Source organism: Microbacterium allomyrinae (assembly GCF_020682705.1).
GTDB lineage: Bacteria > Actinomycetota > Actinomycetes > Actinomycetales > Microbacteriaceae > Microbacterium > Microbacterium allomyrinae.
In genome coordinates, this window is sequence record NZ_JAGTTN010000007.1 from 47,934 (window position 1) to 61,423 (window position 13,490).

Annotated in this window: 14 protein-coding genes; 10 read left to right on the forward strand and 4 right to left on the reverse strand. The window is 68.8% G+C overall.

Annotated elements, in window-relative coordinates:
- The first annotated feature begins 29 nt into the window (after positions 1–29).
- The 5 genes from KEC57_RS16530 to KEC57_RS16550 all read left to right on the forward strand — a co-directional run bounded on the left by KEC57_RS16530 (position 30) and on the right by KEC57_RS16550 (position 4,965).
- The gene (locus KEC57_RS16530) at positions 30–1,334 is read left to right on the forward strand and encodes an inorganic phosphate transporter (RefSeq protein WP_229385795.1); all 1,305 of its coding nucleotides are present in this window, start codon (positions 30–32) and stop codon (positions 1,332–1,334) included.
- On the forward strand, positions 1,331–1,663 hold the full coding sequence (locus tag KEC57_RS16535; RefSeq protein ID WP_229385796.1) for a peptidase: 333 nt from the start codon (positions 1,331–1,333) through the stop codon (positions 1,661–1,663). The genes KEC57_RS16530 and KEC57_RS16535 overlap by 4 nt, the downstream gene beginning before the upstream one ends.
- Before the next feature lie 64 nt (positions 1,664–1,727).
- The gene (locus KEC57_RS16540) at positions 1,728–2,651 is read left to right on the forward strand and encodes a phosphodiesterase (protein ID WP_229385797.1); all 924 of its coding nucleotides are present in this window, start codon (positions 1,728–1,730) and stop codon (positions 2,649–2,651) included.
- Positions 2,652–2,794: 143 nt separating this feature from the next.
- Positions 2,795–4,264, forward strand: a complete 1,470-nt coding sequence (locus KEC57_RS16545) for an aspartate ammonia-lyase (protein WP_229385798.1) — start codon at positions 2,795–2,797, stop codon at positions 4,262–4,264.
- Between the two features lie 95 nt (positions 4,265–4,359).
- Positions 4,360–4,965, forward strand: coding sequence for a DUF4190 domain-containing protein (locus KEC57_RS16550; RefSeq protein ID WP_229385799.1), 606 nt, complete (start codon positions 4,360–4,362; stop codon positions 4,963–4,965).
- Between the two features lie 59 nt (positions 4,966–5,024).
- Here KEC57_RS16550 and KEC57_RS16555 read toward each other — a convergent pair whose 3' ends face one another.
- Positions 5,025–5,888: a fumarylacetoacetate hydrolase family protein gene (locus KEC57_RS16555; RefSeq protein ID WP_229385800.1), complete on the reverse strand. Its 864-nt coding sequence runs from the start codon at positions 5,886–5,888 to the stop codon at positions 5,025–5,027.
- Between the two features lie 131 nt (positions 5,889–6,019).
- Here KEC57_RS16555 and KEC57_RS16560 point away from each other — a divergent pair, with 131 nt between their 5' ends.
- The 4 genes from KEC57_RS16560 (at position 6,020) to KEC57_RS16575 (ending at position 9,895) form a co-directional block, all read left to right on the forward strand.
- The gene (locus tag KEC57_RS16560; protein WP_229385801.1) at positions 6,020–7,249 is read left to right on the forward strand and encodes a PrsW family intramembrane metalloprotease; all 1,230 of its coding nucleotides are present in this window, start codon (positions 6,020–6,022) and stop codon (positions 7,247–7,249) included.
- A 231-nt stretch (positions 7,250–7,480) separates the two neighbouring features.
- Positions 7,481–7,849 carry an FKBP-type peptidyl-prolyl cis-trans isomerase gene (locus KEC57_RS16565; protein WP_229385802.1) on the forward strand — a complete coding sequence of 123 codons (369 nt, stop codon included), beginning with the start codon at positions 7,481–7,483 and terminating at the stop codon, positions 7,847–7,849.
- A gap of 938 nt (positions 7,850–8,787) precedes the next feature.
- Positions 8,788–9,102, forward strand: a complete 315-nt coding sequence (locus tag KEC57_RS16570) for a hypothetical protein (RefSeq protein WP_229385803.1) — start codon at positions 8,788–8,790, stop codon at positions 9,100–9,102.
- A gap of 226 nt (positions 9,103–9,328) precedes the next feature.
- Complete coding sequence (locus KEC57_RS16575; protein WP_229385804.1) at positions 9,329–9,895, forward strand: YceI family protein; 567 nt, start codon at positions 9,329–9,331, stop codon at positions 9,893–9,895.
- A 102-nt stretch (positions 9,896–9,997) separates the two neighbouring features.
- On the opposite strand, the gene KEC57_RS16580 is transcribed toward KEC57_RS16575, so the two are convergent.
- Positions 9,998–10,975: a DMT family transporter gene (locus KEC57_RS16580; protein ID WP_229385890.1), complete on the reverse strand. Its 978-nt coding sequence runs from the start codon at positions 10,973–10,975 to the stop codon at positions 9,998–10,000.
- A 332-nt stretch (positions 10,976–11,307) separates the two neighbouring features.
- Here KEC57_RS16580 and rpsO point away from each other — a divergent pair, with 332 nt between their 5' ends.
- Positions 11,308–11,577 carry a 30S ribosomal protein S15 gene (gene rpsO / locus KEC57_RS16585; protein WP_203189246.1) on the forward strand — a complete coding sequence of 90 codons (270 nt, stop codon included), beginning with the start codon at positions 11,308–11,310 and terminating at the stop codon, positions 11,575–11,577.
- A gap of 69 nt (positions 11,578–11,646) precedes the next feature.
- Here the strand turns inward: rpsO and surE are convergent, their stop codons facing one another.
- Together surE and KEC57_RS16595 are read right to left on the reverse strand one after the other, a co-directional pair.
- Entirely contained in the window at positions 11,647–12,411 is a 765-nt protein-coding gene (surE, locus tag KEC57_RS16590; protein ID WP_229385805.1) for a 5'/3'-nucleotidase SurE, read from the reverse strand.
- On the reverse strand, positions 12,408–13,454 hold the full coding sequence (locus KEC57_RS16595; RefSeq protein WP_229385806.1) for a PfkB family carbohydrate kinase: 1,047 nt from the start codon (positions 13,452–13,454) through the stop codon (positions 12,408–12,410). Before KEC57_RS16595 ends, surE begins: the two co-directional genes overlap by 4 nt.
- Positions 13,455–13,490 lie beyond the last annotated feature (36 nt).

The following is a 13,490-nucleotide window of genomic DNA, read 5'->3' on the forward strand; positions in this document are numbered from 1 at the left end:
CTCCACGTCCTCACTAAGGAAAGCGAACGGTGGAAGCCGCAACCCTCATCATCGTGCTGGTGATCGCACTGGCGCTGTTCTTCGACTTCACGAACGGCTTCCACGACACCGCCAACGCGATGGCCACGCCCATCGCCACCGGCGCGCTCAAGCCCAAGACGGCGGTGCTGCTCGCCGCGGTGCTCAACCTGGTCGGCGCGTTCCTGTCGACCGAGGTCGCGCAGACCATCTCGGGCGGCATCATCAATGAGTCCGAGATCTCGTCGGCGATCTTTCCCGAGATCATCTTCGCCGGACTGATCGGCGCGGTCACGTGGAACATGCTCACGTGGCTGCTGGGTCTGCCGTCATCGTCGTCGCACGCACTGTTCGGTGGGCTGATCGGGGCGACGATCGTGGGCGTGGGCGCCACGGCGATCGACTTCGGTGTCGTGCTGTCGAAAGTCATCCTCCCGGCATTCATCGCCCCGCTCACGGCGGGTGTCATCGCCTTCACCGCGACGAAGCTCGCATACGCGATCACGCGGCGCTATGACAGCAAACCCGACGGACGAGACGGCTTCCGGGTCGGTCAGATCTTCACCTCGTCGCTGGTCGCCCTCGCCCACGGCACCAACGACGCCCAGAAGACGATGGGCATCATCACGCTGCTGCTCATCACGGCGGGGTTCCAGTCGGCGTCGAATCCGGAACCGCAGACGTGGGTCGTCTTCGCCTGCGCGATCACGATCGCGCTCGGCACGTACATGGGCGGCTGGCGCATCATCCGCACCCTCGGCAAGGGCCTCACCGATGTGAAGCCTGCGCAGGGCTTCTCGGCCGAGAGCTCGACCGCAGCCACCATCCTCGCCTCCAGCGCCCTCGGCTTCGCGCTGTCGACCACCCAGGTCGCCTCCGGCTCGGTGATCGGGTCCGGCCTGGGCCGCCGAGGATCGCAGGTGCGCTGGCGCACCGCGGGTCGCATCATGGTCGGCTGGGTGCTCACCCTCCCCGCCGCGGGCGCCGTCGGCGCGCTGGCCGCGCTGCTGGTCGTCTGGCTCCCGGTGTGGGGCATCATCATCGATGCGGTGCTCGCGGTCGTGATCATCACGTTCCTCTTCCTCCGCTCGCGTCGTGACTCGGTGACGGCATCCAACGCCATGAGCGAGGTCGCCGACTCGGGCGCGGCTGTCAAGGTCAAGCGCAATCCACCGCCCACGCGCCGTCAGCGGGCGATCCTGCGAGAAGAGGCGCGTCTGCGCGCTGCGCAGGAAGCGGCGGCGAAGAAGGCGGCGAAGAGCGCCAAGGCCGCCGAGCGATCTGCGCGCGGACCGAAGAACGGAGGTCGGTCATGATCGTCATCGACTGGCTGGCATTCGTCCAGGTTTTCATCGCGGCGTTCATCTCGGCGGCGATCGTCGTGAGCGCGTACGCGTTCGGCCTCCGACTGCTGGTGCGGGCGGGCCGGGCGCCGGTCGTCGCTCCCGCCGAGTTCACCGACGCCATCACCGTGATCTCCGAGAAAGAGGCGCGTCGCGCAGAGAAGGCGGCCGCCAAGGCCGCCAAGCGCAGCCCGCTCACCGAGGGTCAGAAGCGCATCGCACTGGTCGGTGCGTATGCATCGTTCGGTGTGGCCGCGGCCGCCGTCCTCGGCGGACTGCTCCTCATCCTCTTCAATCACTGAGCCCGCCTTCCGCAGGACGCGCGCCGAGACGGACGGACGGATGCCGCAGCCGTAGGCTTGCGGCATGGTTGAGGCATCCCCCTCCCCGGCAGCCGTGCAGTTCGGGCAGCACCCGCCCGCGCGGCGGACGATCCTGCATCTGAGCGACACCCACCTGCTCGCAGGAAACCGCCTGCTCGGGGGTCGCTTCGACACCGCGGCCAATCTCGCCCGAACCCTGGAAGCGGCCGAGGCCACCGGCATCCGTCCCGATGCGATCGTGTTCACCGGCGATCTGACCGATCTCGGCGAGCCCGAGGCCTACATAGCTCTCCGCGAGGCGGTCGAGCCGGTTGCAGCGCGTCTCGGGGCACCGGTCGTGTGGGTCGCGGGCAATCATGACGAGCGCCCGGCGCTCCGACGAGACCTGCTGGGCCTCGACCCCACGCAGGAGCCGGTCACCGGGGTGTGGGATCTCGGCGGCCTGCGGCTGGTCGCGCTGGACTCGACCGTTCCGGGGTGGCATCACGGCGATCTCACCACCGCGCAGCTGGCTTGGCTGCGGAATGTGCTGGCCGAACCCGCACCGCTCGGCACGATCCTGGCTCTGCACCATCCTCCGCTGCCGTCTCACCTGCCCCTCTTCGACATCCTCGAGCTGCGCGATCAGGGCCGCTTCGCCGAGGTCATCGCCGGCACCGATGTGCGTGCGATCCTCGCGGGGCACCTGCACTACTCGACCAGCGGCACGTTCGCCGGAGTTCCCGTGAGTGTCGCGGCCGCCAGCTGCTACACGATGAACCTGGCTCGTCCCGCGGTCGAGGTGAACGGCATGGACGCCGGCCAGTCGTTTCATCTCGTCCACGTGTACGACGACACGATCACCCACGCCGTGGTGCCCGTCGTCGAGGCGGCGACGGGTGATTTCTTCTCCGCCGAATGGGTGGCGCGGATGTCGGAGCTCACGCCTGAGCAGCGGCTCGAAGCGTTCTCGCGCAAGCGCCTCTGACAGCTCCGCGCCCTCCGGCGGGGCGTCGTCGTGTACAGCGGAAAGGCGGTGACTGTACTTCGCGTACAGTCGCCGGTTCGGGCGCCCGGACTAGGCTCGGGGCATCCCTTCACCGCCGTGACCAACCCACGAGGACAGCCCACATGGCTCTGGACGCAATGACGCGCACCCGCACCGAGACCGATTCGCTCGGATCGCTCGAGATCCCCGCCGATGCCTACTGGGGCATCCACACCGCTCGGGCGCTCGAGAACTTCCCGATCTCGAAGCGGCCGATCTCGGTCTACAAGGACCTCGTGAAGGCCCTCGCGATGGTCAAACAGGCCTCTGCCCGGGCGAACAAGGAGATCGGTGCGCTGAGTGCCGAGAAGGCCGATCTGATCGACCGTGCGGCGCAGCTCGTGATCGACGGCGAGTTCCACGATCAGTTCGTGGTCGGCGTCATTCAGGGTGGTGCCGGCACGTCGACCAACATGAACGCGAACGAGGTCATCACCAACATCGCGCTCGAGCTCGCCGGACGCGAGAAGGGCGACTACGCGTTCCTCTCGCCGATCGACGACACCAACCGCAGCCAGTCCACCAACGACGTCTACCCGACGGCGATCAAGGTCGGGCTGAGCCTGGACCTGCTGACGCTGCTCGACGAACTCGACTTGCTGCGGCGGGCGTTCCTGGCCAAGGCGGTCGAGTTCCATGACGTGCTCAAGGTCGGTCGCACCCAGCTCCAGGACGCCGTGCCGATGACGCTCGGGCAGGAGTTCCACGGGTTCGCGACGACCCTGGGCTACGACCACCAGCGGCTGACCGAGAACGCGGTGCTCCTCTACGAGGTCAACATGGGAGCCACCGCCATCGGCACCGGCATCACGACGCATCCCGCGTATGCGGCGGCGGTCGTGCGGCATCTGCGTGAGATCACCGGACTGGATCTGGTCACCGCCGACGACCTCGTCGAGTCCACGAGCGACACAGGGTCGTTCATGTCCTTCTCGGCCTCGCTCAAACGCAACGCCATCAAGCTGTCCAAGATCTGCAACGACCTGCGCCTGCTGTCGTCGGGTCCGCAGGCGGGATTCGGCGAGATCAACCTGCCTGCACGTCAGGCCGGGTCGAGCATCATGCCGGGCAAGGTCAATCCGGTGATCCCCGAGGTGGTGAACCAGGTGGCGTTCGCCGTCGCCGGAGCGGACCTCACGGTCACCATGGCGGTCGAAGCCGGACAGCTCCAGCTCAATGCCTTCGAGCCGGTCATCGCGCACTCGATCTTCCAGTCGATCACCTGGATGCGACGCGGCATGCACACCCTGCGAGTGAACTGCATCGAGGGGATCACCGCCAATCGCGAACGTCTCGGAGCGATGGTGGATTCATCGGTGGGCGTCATCACCGCGCTCACGCCCTTCATCGGCTATGCCGCGGCTGCGGCTCTCGCCAAGACCGCTCTGCTCACCGGGCACAGCGTCGCCGACCTCGTCGTCGAGGCCGGACTGATGTCGAAGGACGAGGTCGCGAAGCAGCTGTCGCCGGCGCGCCTGTCAGGTCTCGAGACGATCACCGCGGCCATCCCGGTCATGCCGCCGGGCATCATCCCTCGCGACGAACTCGCCTGAAACCCGCGCGTTCGCGGCGGCCCGCTGCATTGCCGATTGCCACGCCGTGCCCCGGGCCGCTACGGTCATGCACAGTCCCACGCGAGAGGAATCCCATGACCGACCCGCAGAACCCCGCCGAGGCGACGCCGCCGGCGGCGAACATCCCGCCGGATGCGGCACCCGCCGAGCCCGAGGTGCCCGAGGTGCCCGTCGAGGCCGCAGCGCCCGCTGAGCCCGTAGCTGCACCGGCCCCGGCCGCAACCGTGACCGCACCGGCCGAGCCTGTGCTTCCTCCGGCAGCCGCACCTCCGGCAGCCGCGGCTCCCGCTGACGCGCCGATCGCGCCGCCGGCCTACACGCAGCCGCCGGCGTACACGCAGGAGCCGTACGCCGCGGCTCCGCCCGCGCCCGTCGGTGCGCCCGTGCAGGCGCCGATCCCGGGCAGGACGCTCGGCATCGTGGCGTTCGTGGTGTCGTTCTTCGCGTCGATCATCGGTCTGATCCTCGGCATCGTCGCGCTCGTGCAGAGCAAGAAGGCCGGTCACAAGAACGGCTGGGCACTGGCCGCGATCATCCTCGGAGCAGTGTTCTTCGTCATCACGATCATCAGCATCATCGCGCTGGTCGCGCTCGCCGCTGCGGCTGTCGCGGGTCTGTGTGAAGGCCTTCCTCCCGGCGTGTACGAGACGACCACCGGCACGACCATCACCTGCGGCTGACCCGCGACGTGATCGAAGGGCGGGTCCGCATGCGGGCTCGCCCTTGTCGGTATCGGCGCTCAGTCCAGAATGCGGCAATGGGTCGTCAGCGACCCGATCCCATCGATGCCGACGGTGACGGTGGAGCGGTCGCGCAGGAACACCTGCGGATCCCGCGAGTAGCCCGCGCCTCCGGGGCTGCCGGTCGAGATGAGGGTGCCGGGCAGCAGCGTCGCGGATTTCGACAGATGCGAGATGAGAGTGGCCACCGGGCGCACCATCTGGCCGGTGGTGGCGTCCTGCATGGTGTGCCCGTCGAGCACAGTCCAGATGTGCAGGTCCTGCGGATCGGGGATCTCGTCCGCCGTGACCACGAACGGCCCGGTGGGGGTGAACCCGTCGAAGGACTTGCACCGCGACCACTGCGCCTCGGAGTACTGGATGTCGCGAGCCGTGATGTCGTTGACGACGGTGTAGCCCCAGACATGCTCGAGCGCATTCTCGGGAGCGACGTCTTTGGCAGGCGTGCCGATGATGACCCCGAGCTCGGCCTCGTAGTCCACCGACTCGCTGAGCGAGCGCGGCCAGATCGTGGTGGTGTCGTGCGCGGCGAGTGAGTTCGGCCACAGCACGAAGACCGTCGGCGTCGAGTCGGTCTTCAGGCCCAGCTCGCTGGAGTGCGCCGCGTAGTTCAGCCCGATCGCGAGGATCACGGGAGGCGATAGGAGCGCCGATGCGAAGCGCTGGCCGGCGAGCGGATGCCGCGTGCCTCGGGCCGCGCCGTCCTTCACGCGCTGCAGCAGCGGGTCGCCGCCGGCGATGAGCTGCTCGAGCACGCGCGGGGCGCCGTCGAACAACTCGTCTACGAAGACCGCATCGTCGCCTTCGACCAGGATGAGTCGCGGCTCGTCCGATCCAGACGGGATGACGTGGGCGAAGCGCATCACTCCAACCTACCGGGCCCGTCCCGGGCGAGTGTCGAGCGCTGCGCACACCAAGGTTGCACCCTCGGCGACGTCGGCACGTGCCGGGGGTGGCCCCGGAGCGCCCGAGCGGACGGCCATAAGCTGTGGCCATGACGTACGACCACGGAGCCGGGGGCGCGCGCCCCTCGCTCACGCCGCCCGAGTTCGCGTCGGCGCTGGCGCAGCCTCGTGTCGCCTCTCCGGCGACGATCGTGCCGGCGGCGGTGTCGCAGGCGCCGGTGCCGGTCCCCGCCACCGTGTCGCCCCGCTCGGGACGGTCCGCGCCGATCTGGATCGTCGGCATCCTCGTACTCGTGCTCGTCGCGATCGTCGGCTACTTCCTCAACGCGATCGGGCCCGGCGCGTCTCTGGTGGGGATGCTGCTGGCGCTCATCCCCCTCGCGGGCGTGGTGTTCGCGGTGCGCCTCGTCGACCGGTGGGAGCCCGAGCCGCGGGGGCTGCTCATCCTGGCGGTGGCATGGGGTGCGATCGCCGCCGTCGGCATCGCCCTGGGCGTAGACCTGCTGATCACGATGGCGTTCGGCAACGACGGGTCGACGCTGCGCGAAGCGCTCACCGTCGTGGTGCAGGCGCCCGTGGTCGAGGAGGTCGCGAAAGGGATAGGCGTATTCCTCATCTTCGTGACCGCGCGCCGTGCGTTCGACGGCCCGGTGGACGGCATCGTGTACGGCGCGCTCATCGGCGCAGGATTCGCGTTCACCGAGAACATCCAGTACTTCGCCATCAGTTTCATCGAGGGCGGCGCGGCCGAGACCTCCACGACATTCTTCATGCGCGGCATCCTCTCGCCGTTCGCCCACGTCATGTTCACGAGCGTGACCGGATTCGCCCTCGGGCTGGCGGCGCGCAAAGGGCTGAGCGCGAGCCATGCCGTCGGGCCATGGCTGCTGGGTCTGGCGGGGGCGATCGCGCTGCACGCGCTCTGGAACGGATCGGCGATGTTCGGCGACTTCTTCGGCCTGTACATGACGCTTCAGATCCCGCTCTTCGTGGGGTTCATCCTCGGCGTCATCGCGCTGCGGCGCGAGGAGTCGCGGCTCACACGTCGACGGCTGGGGGAGTATGCCGCCGCGGGGTGGTTCACTCCGCAGGAAGTCGACATGCTGGCGACACCCGCCGGGCGTAGAGCGGCACTCGGCTGGGCGAAGTCGCTCCGCGGAGATCGCACGCCGCTCATGAGGGGCTTCATCGGCGATGCGACTGCGCTTGCGGCCACGCGCCAGCGTGCGATCACCGGACGGGACCCCGATGCGGCGAGCGACGAACGCGACCTCCTCGCGCGGACGGCGGCGGCCCGCGCGGCGCTGTTCGCCCCCTGACCCTTGACACCGTCCGGGGCGCTGGGCATCCTGAGTGGAGACCAACTCAGCGCTCGGTAGTCACGCAGGCACAGCCGCGGACACCGAGCGCTGAGTTCTCGAGTGGGCGTGTTCGATACGAGCGCGAACGGCGTGTTCCACACCCGACGAGCCGTATCGACATCTCTCGGAGGGGTTCGCCGCGAGAGAAACCATCCTGTGCCGATCCTCCGGGGATGGTTGGATGGATGCATGACTGACGACCGCACCAAGCCCGAGATCGACGCCCCCGCGGGCCCCGCGCCCGCCGACCTGGTCATCCGCGACCTCATCGTGGGCGACGGCGCCGAGGCGAAGCCCGGCGACACCGTGACCGTCCACTACGTGGGTGTGGAGTACGAGACCGGCGAAGAGTTCGACTCGTCGTGGAACCGCGGCGAGAGCATCCAGTTCCCGCTGCGCGGCCTCATCCAGGGCTGGCAGGACGGCATCCCGAGCATGAAGGTCGGCGGACGCCGCGAGCTCGTGATCCCCCCGCACCTCGCCTACGGTCCCGCCGGTGGGCACTTCCTCGGCGGCAAGACCCTCATCTTCATCATCGACCTCGTCGCCGTCGGCTGAGACTGAGCCGACCACCACACAGGCCATAGAGAGGGACGGATGCCGGCGGCATCCGTCCCTCCGTCGTTTCCGTTGGGGCGCGCCTGCCGGCTGCAGATTCCTGTGGGGGCGCCACAGATCGGATGCGCCGCAACAGGGGAATGGCGCCGATGAGCGGCGAGGGCCGTACGTGTCTCAGCGAGACTCCTGCCCGACGAGTCGCGCCGCGGGGCTCTCCACAGATCGGGTGACGTGCTGTCCGAGGCGCACCGAGCCGTTGCATCGTGGGTCGATGGAGCCAAGAACCGAGCCGTCGATCGCGATCCATCGCCGGAGGGACCGGGACGGTCAACCGGTCAACGACCGCAGACTCGCCCGGGAGATCGAGCGCGGTGCGTACGTCCGTGTTGCGCCGGGGTCCTTCGTCCGGGGCAGCGAATGGCGGATGCTCCGCCCGATGGACCGGCACTACGTGCGGGTGATCGAGGTCATGGATCGCTCGCGCTGCCCACTGCTGGTGTCACACTTCGCAGCCGCCTCGGCGTGGGGCATCGACCTGATCGGCCGATGGCCGGAGGTCGTCGACATCCTCGTCCCGCGCACCACCGGCGGACGTTCGTCGGGGGAGTTCCGGCGCAGGACGACGACGCACTCGAACATCGAGACCGTGGACTGGCGGGGTCACGCGATCACGTCGCCGGCGCAGACGGCGCTCGACCTTGCGCGGATCGGCGCGTTCACCGCCGGGGTCATCGCCCTGGACCAGGCACAGTGGGTGCGGCGGTCGGGTGGCGCGCTCGTGACGCGTGCCGGTCTCCAGGCGATCGCCGACGCCGACCCTCGGCAGCGCGGCGGTGCGCGCATGCGCGGGGCGCTCGCCTTCTCGACCGGGTCATCGGACTCGGTGCGCGAGAGCGAGGGACGGGGTGCTCATCGAACGTCTCGGATTCCCTGCGCCGGTGCTTCAGAGGCGCTTCCGCCTGCCGAGCGGCCGCAAGGCCGACGTCGACTACTACTTCGAGGAGTTCGACCACATTGCGGAGTTCGACGGCACGGGAAAATACCTCGACCCTGCACTCCTGAAGGGGCGGACACCCGAGGAGGCGCTCATCGCCGAGAAGGATCGCGGCGACGAGCTGCAGCGTGCGGTCCGCGCGTTCTCTCGTTGGCGGACGCCGGCCCACAAAGATCCTCGGCTGCTCTACGACATCCTCAGACGCGCAGGGCTTCCGTCGCGCTCCGCGCGGCCGCCCGCCGGGCTGGTGTGGGCCTGACCTCGCGTGTGCGGCGCGAGCACGGTCAACCTCGCGCCGTTGCGGCTGCAGCTTCTTGGTGCGGCGCCACAGATCTGATAGGCCGCGACAGAGCAGTGGCGCCGCTGCCGGAAGGAACGGTCGATCGGAGATTTTTGCATTCACGGGAATAGATTGCTCCCGATGTCGCGTTTTACCGGACATGCCTGCCGACTCGCGCGGCGACCCACCGACACGAAGGACGACCATGACCGACACCACCTCGACGATCTCCATCCCCGGCTACAAGGCGGGCACCTGGGTGCTCGACCCCTCGCACAGCGAGGTCACCTTCAGCGTCCGCCACATGATGATCTCGAAGGTGCGCGGCACCTTCGGCATGAAGAGCGCGACGCTCGTCGCCCCCGAGAACCCGCTCGACGCCAAGGTCGAGGCGAGCGTGGACGTCACGTCGGTCGACACCAAGGACGAGGGACGCGACACGCACCTGCGCTCGGCCGACTTCTTCGATGTCGAGAACCACCCCACGATGGAGTTCCGCTCGACCGGCGCGCGCGTCGAGGGCGGCGACTTCCTCGTCGACGGCGACCTCACCATCCGCGGCATCACCAAGCCCGTCACCTTCGACTTCGAGTTCGGCGGCTTCGGAGTCGACCCGTGGGGCAACTACAAGGCCGGCGCGACCGCCAAGGCGGTCGTGAACCGCGAGGAGTTCGGCCTCACGTGGAACGCCGCGCTCGAGGCCGGCGGCGTCCTCGTCGGCAAGGACATCACCATCACCCTGGACCTCCAGGGCGCGCTCCAGCAGGACTGATCTCGATACACGCCGACCGCCGTGCGCTATGCGGCGGAACTCGAGCAGCGTCTCCGGCGCATCGATCCGGCGGATCGCCCGCCGGCACCCGAAGCCGGCTGATCAGCGAGCAGGGGGAGGGGCGGATGATCTCGATACAGCCGCTGCGCGGCCACTCGATCCGGCGGCTGCGGCATCCGTCCCTTCGTCGTTGCGCCGTCTGCGCCGCAGGCGATCCTGCGCGAGAAGAATCCCCAGGAACACAACGAGCACACCCACCGGTTCGTTCCAGCTGACGTGCTCGCCGAGGATCACGACGCCGAGCACCACGCCGACCAGCGGGGTGATGTAGGTGACGGTAGAGGCGCGGGTCGGCCCCCAGGCCCGCACCGCGTTCTGGTTCCAGATGTAGGCGATGCCGGTGCCGAGGCACCCGAGCAGCACGACGCTCATGACGATCCACGGATCGAGGTGCACCGGGGTGAGGACCAGAACCGGTGTGAGCACGGCCATGATCGCCGCCGCGAGGCCGATGTTGAGGAACGAGAACATCAGGGCGCTCATGCCGGTGTTCGCGACGAACTTGCGCATGTACGCGAGGCTGAAGCCGTAGCAGGCCGTCGCGCCGAGGATCGCGAACTGGGCGATGAGGCTCTGCGAGAGATCGAGCCCCTGCCACGGGCCGATGATGACGACGACGCCCGCGATGCCGAGCGCGATCCCTGCGATCTGCAGCGGCTTGAGCTTCTCGACGCGGAACACCAGGGCCGCCATGATCGCGGTCATGATCGGCGTCGTCGCGTTGTAGATGCTGGCGAGTCCGCTCGTCACGTGCTGCTGCGCCCACGAGAACAACAGGAACGGCACGACGCAGAACGACACGGCCAGCACCGTCATGTGGCCCCAGATCTTCAGCGATCGGGGAAGCGCCTCGCGCCGGATCGCGACGAACAGACCGAGGACCAGCGCCCCGAGGATCAGTCGCGACCACGCGACCTGGGCCGGTGAGATGCCGGTCAGCGCGACCTTCATGAACAGGAAGCTCGATCCCCACACGATCCCCGTCAGCGCGAACTGCACCGCCACCGACGCCTGCGACATCGGTGCGCCGGACGCGGCGCGCGCCCCGTCGATCGGACGCGTCGCGTCCGGGGGCGTGGGCGGGGTCGGGGAGGTGGGGTTCGAACGTGCGGTGGACACGCGGCGACTCTAGCCCCGGCATCCGACTCTCGCGCCCGACCGCCAGTGCCGCGTCCGAAATCCGCCGAACGACGACCGTCCGACTGCGGTTCGCGCGCGATGCCGACGTGACCGTTCGCCGGTGGTGCGATGCGCTGGTAGACTCTTGAGGTTGCCGTTTGATCGGCCGCGGAGAAAGAGAGCTCACGCATCAGGCGTCGGGCACCGCGCAACGACGAGAAAGGGGATCACCTATGGCACTGGAAGCAGACGTCAAGAAGGCGATCATCGAAGAGTACGCGACGCACCCCGGTGACACCGGATCCCCCGAGGTGCAGGTTGCAATGCTGACGCAGCGCATCAAGGACCTCACCGAGCACCTCAAGGAGCACAAGCACGACCACCACTCGCGTCGTGGTCTGTTCCTGATGGTCGGTCAGCGTCGTCGTCTGCTCGGCTACCTCCAGGACATCGACATCGCGCGTTATCGCTCGCTGATCGAACGTCTCGGACTCCGCCGCTAAGCAGCAGCGCAGCCGCGTACAATCGCGCAGAACATTCTTGGAAGGCCTCCCCACGGTGTGGGGAGGCCTTCACCCATTCCGGGAGGTTACGGCCTGGGTATAGCCCAACGGGACCTGCGACACCGGATCGAGTCCGGTCAGCGTCACCCAGCCCTCGGCCAGGAGTGCTGCGTCGGTGCCGGGTTCCGGGGTGTTCGGCAGGTCCTCGACCGCGAGCCGGATGTGCCCCCGGTCCTCCTCCGTCAGGGTGGTCTGCACGATGCCGAACGGGGCGAGGCCGGCTTCCACCGTGCCGCGACTGCGCGGCGCGTTGGGGACGTTCAGGTTGATCACGGTGCCCCGTGGCCGTTCCAGGAGGAACGGCAGCAGCCCGACGACCGCGGTGGCGGCGGCATCCCAGTGGAAATCCTCCGGGTTCATGCCGACGTCGAGAGACACCGCGACGCCCCAGGCCCCGTTCAGGCCACCCGTGAGTGCCGCGCCCACCGTGCCGGAATGAAGGATGGCGCGCCCGACATTGGCGCCGTGGTTGACGCCCGAGAGCACGAGTTCGGCAGGCGCGCCGAATGCTCCGTGTGCCGCGATGAGTGCGACGAGACCGGGTCCGCCGCGCACCGCGTACGCCGGGATGTCCGCGAGTCCCTGCAGTTCGCGTCGTTCTATCGCAATGCGCCCGTCCTCCTCTGCCGCCACGATCGATGCGCTGGAGCCGCTCGACTGGCGCGCAGGCGCCGCAATGGTGACATCGAGTCCCGCGTCCCGTGCCGCCCGAGCGAGCACATGGAGCCCGGGGGCGTCTATACCGTCGTCGTTCGTGAGAAGAGTGCGGGTCATGGCTTCTCCCGGTTCTTGCCGCTCTCATCCGTCGTGCCGCTCTCGGCGTTCTCGGCGAGAGCAGCCAGCCCGTCGGGACTGACGTGGCCGGTCACCGGCTGGTCGATCCCGGCGGCGGATTCGTCGAGGATCTCGCGCACCGAGACCGCCTCGCGCAGCCTCGCGATCGCTTCGGGGTCGCCGGTGCCCAACCCGTGACGCGTCACGTTGAGCGCGGCGGCCGCGGCGCCGGTGATGATCGCGTCGCGCACGCTCTCACCGCGGGCGAGGCCTGCCGCCACCCCTGCCGTCAGCGAGTCGCCGGCCCCACGGGTGTCGGCGACCTCCATGCGGGGTGCCTGGACCTCGAGGAATCCGGCCCCGTCGAGCAGCAGCGTGGGTTCGGGGGATCGCGAGACGATCACCGAATGCGCGCCCTTCTGGTGGAGCATCCGCATCGCCGCTCTGATCGCCGCGGCGGAGGCGCCGTCGGGAACGCGCCCGTCGCGGACGAGCTCTTCGTCGCTCACCTTGAGGACGTCGACTCCGCCCGTGACCGCGGCATCGAGACGGTCTCCGGCCAGATCGACGACGACTCTCGCCCCGCCCTCGCGGAGGTCGGCCGCGAGGCGCCGATAGGTGTCGGCCGGAAGCGCCTCGTCGCCGGCCGGCCCGCTCAGGATCACCAGACCGGACGCGAGACCCTCACGCAGTGTCAGTCCGTACAGCTCATCGAGGTCGTGGCGCGCCAGCGGCTCGCCCTCGGTCTCGGCGATCACGTCCCGTTCGCCGGCACGGCGATCGTGGACGTATGCCGACCCCTTGCCCGGTCGATCGATGCCCGCGACCGCGATGCCCTCGTCTTCGAGGAGATGGCGCAGCATCCGCCCGATCTCGCCCGTGAGCGTGCAGCACATCGTCACCGACACACCGAGCCGCAGCAGCATGCGCGCCTGCCACACACCCTGGCCGCCCGCGTGGAGATGGATGTCGGGCTCGTCGTCATGCTCCTCGATCGTCACGGTGAGCGTGGGGGAGGGCGCGAAGATCGTCACGTCGCTCATGAACGCCACGGTAGGCGCCGCGGCGACGAGTGGGGA

What these genes read in the sequence shown, in the direction of transcription:
- KEC57_RS16575 (WP_229385804.1), top strand. Translation starts at nt 9,329, where the DNA reads ATGACCGACACCACCTCGACGATCTCCATCCCCGGCTACAAGGCGGGC.
- rpsO (WP_203189246.1), top strand. Translation starts at nt 11,308, where the DNA reads ATGGCACTGGAAGCAGACGTCAAGAAGGCGATCATCGAAGAGTACGCG.
- KEC57_RS16545 (WP_229385798.1), top strand. Translation starts at nt 2,795, where the DNA reads ATGGCTCTGGACGCAATGACGCGCACCCGCACCGAGACCGATTCGCTC.
- KEC57_RS16555 (WP_229385800.1), bottom strand. Translation starts at nt 5,888, where the DNA reads ATGCGCTTCGCCCACGTCATCCCGTCTGGATCGGACGAGCCGCGACTC.
- KEC57_RS16560 (WP_229385801.1), top strand. Translation starts at nt 6,020, where the DNA reads ATGACGTACGACCACGGAGCCGGGGGCGCGCGCCCCTCGCTCACGCCG.
- KEC57_RS16565 (WP_229385802.1), top strand. Translation starts at nt 7,481, where the DNA reads ATGACTGACGACCGCACCAAGCCCGAGATCGACGCCCCCGCGGGCCCC.
- KEC57_RS16595 (WP_229385806.1), bottom strand. Translation starts at nt 13,454, where the DNA reads ATGAGCGACGTGACGATCTTCGCGCCCTCCCCCACGCTCACCGTGACG.
- KEC57_RS16580 (WP_229385890.1), bottom strand. Translation starts at nt 10,975, where the DNA reads ATGTCGCAGGCGTCGGTGGCGGTGCAGTTCGCGCTGACGGGGATCGTG.
- KEC57_RS16535 (WP_229385796.1), top strand. Translation starts at nt 1,331, where the DNA reads ATGATCGTCATCGACTGGCTGGCATTCGTCCAGGTTTTCATCGCGGCG.
- KEC57_RS16550 (WP_229385799.1), top strand. Translation starts at nt 4,360, where the DNA reads ATGACCGACCCGCAGAACCCCGCCGAGGCGACGCCGCCGGCGGCGAAC.
- KEC57_RS16540 (WP_229385797.1), top strand. Translation starts at nt 1,728, where the DNA reads ATGGTTGAGGCATCCCCCTCCCCGGCAGCCGTGCAGTTCGGGCAGCAC.
- surE (WP_229385805.1), bottom strand. Translation starts at nt 12,411, where the DNA reads ATGACCCGCACTCTTCTCACGAACGACGACGGTATAGACGCCCCCGGG.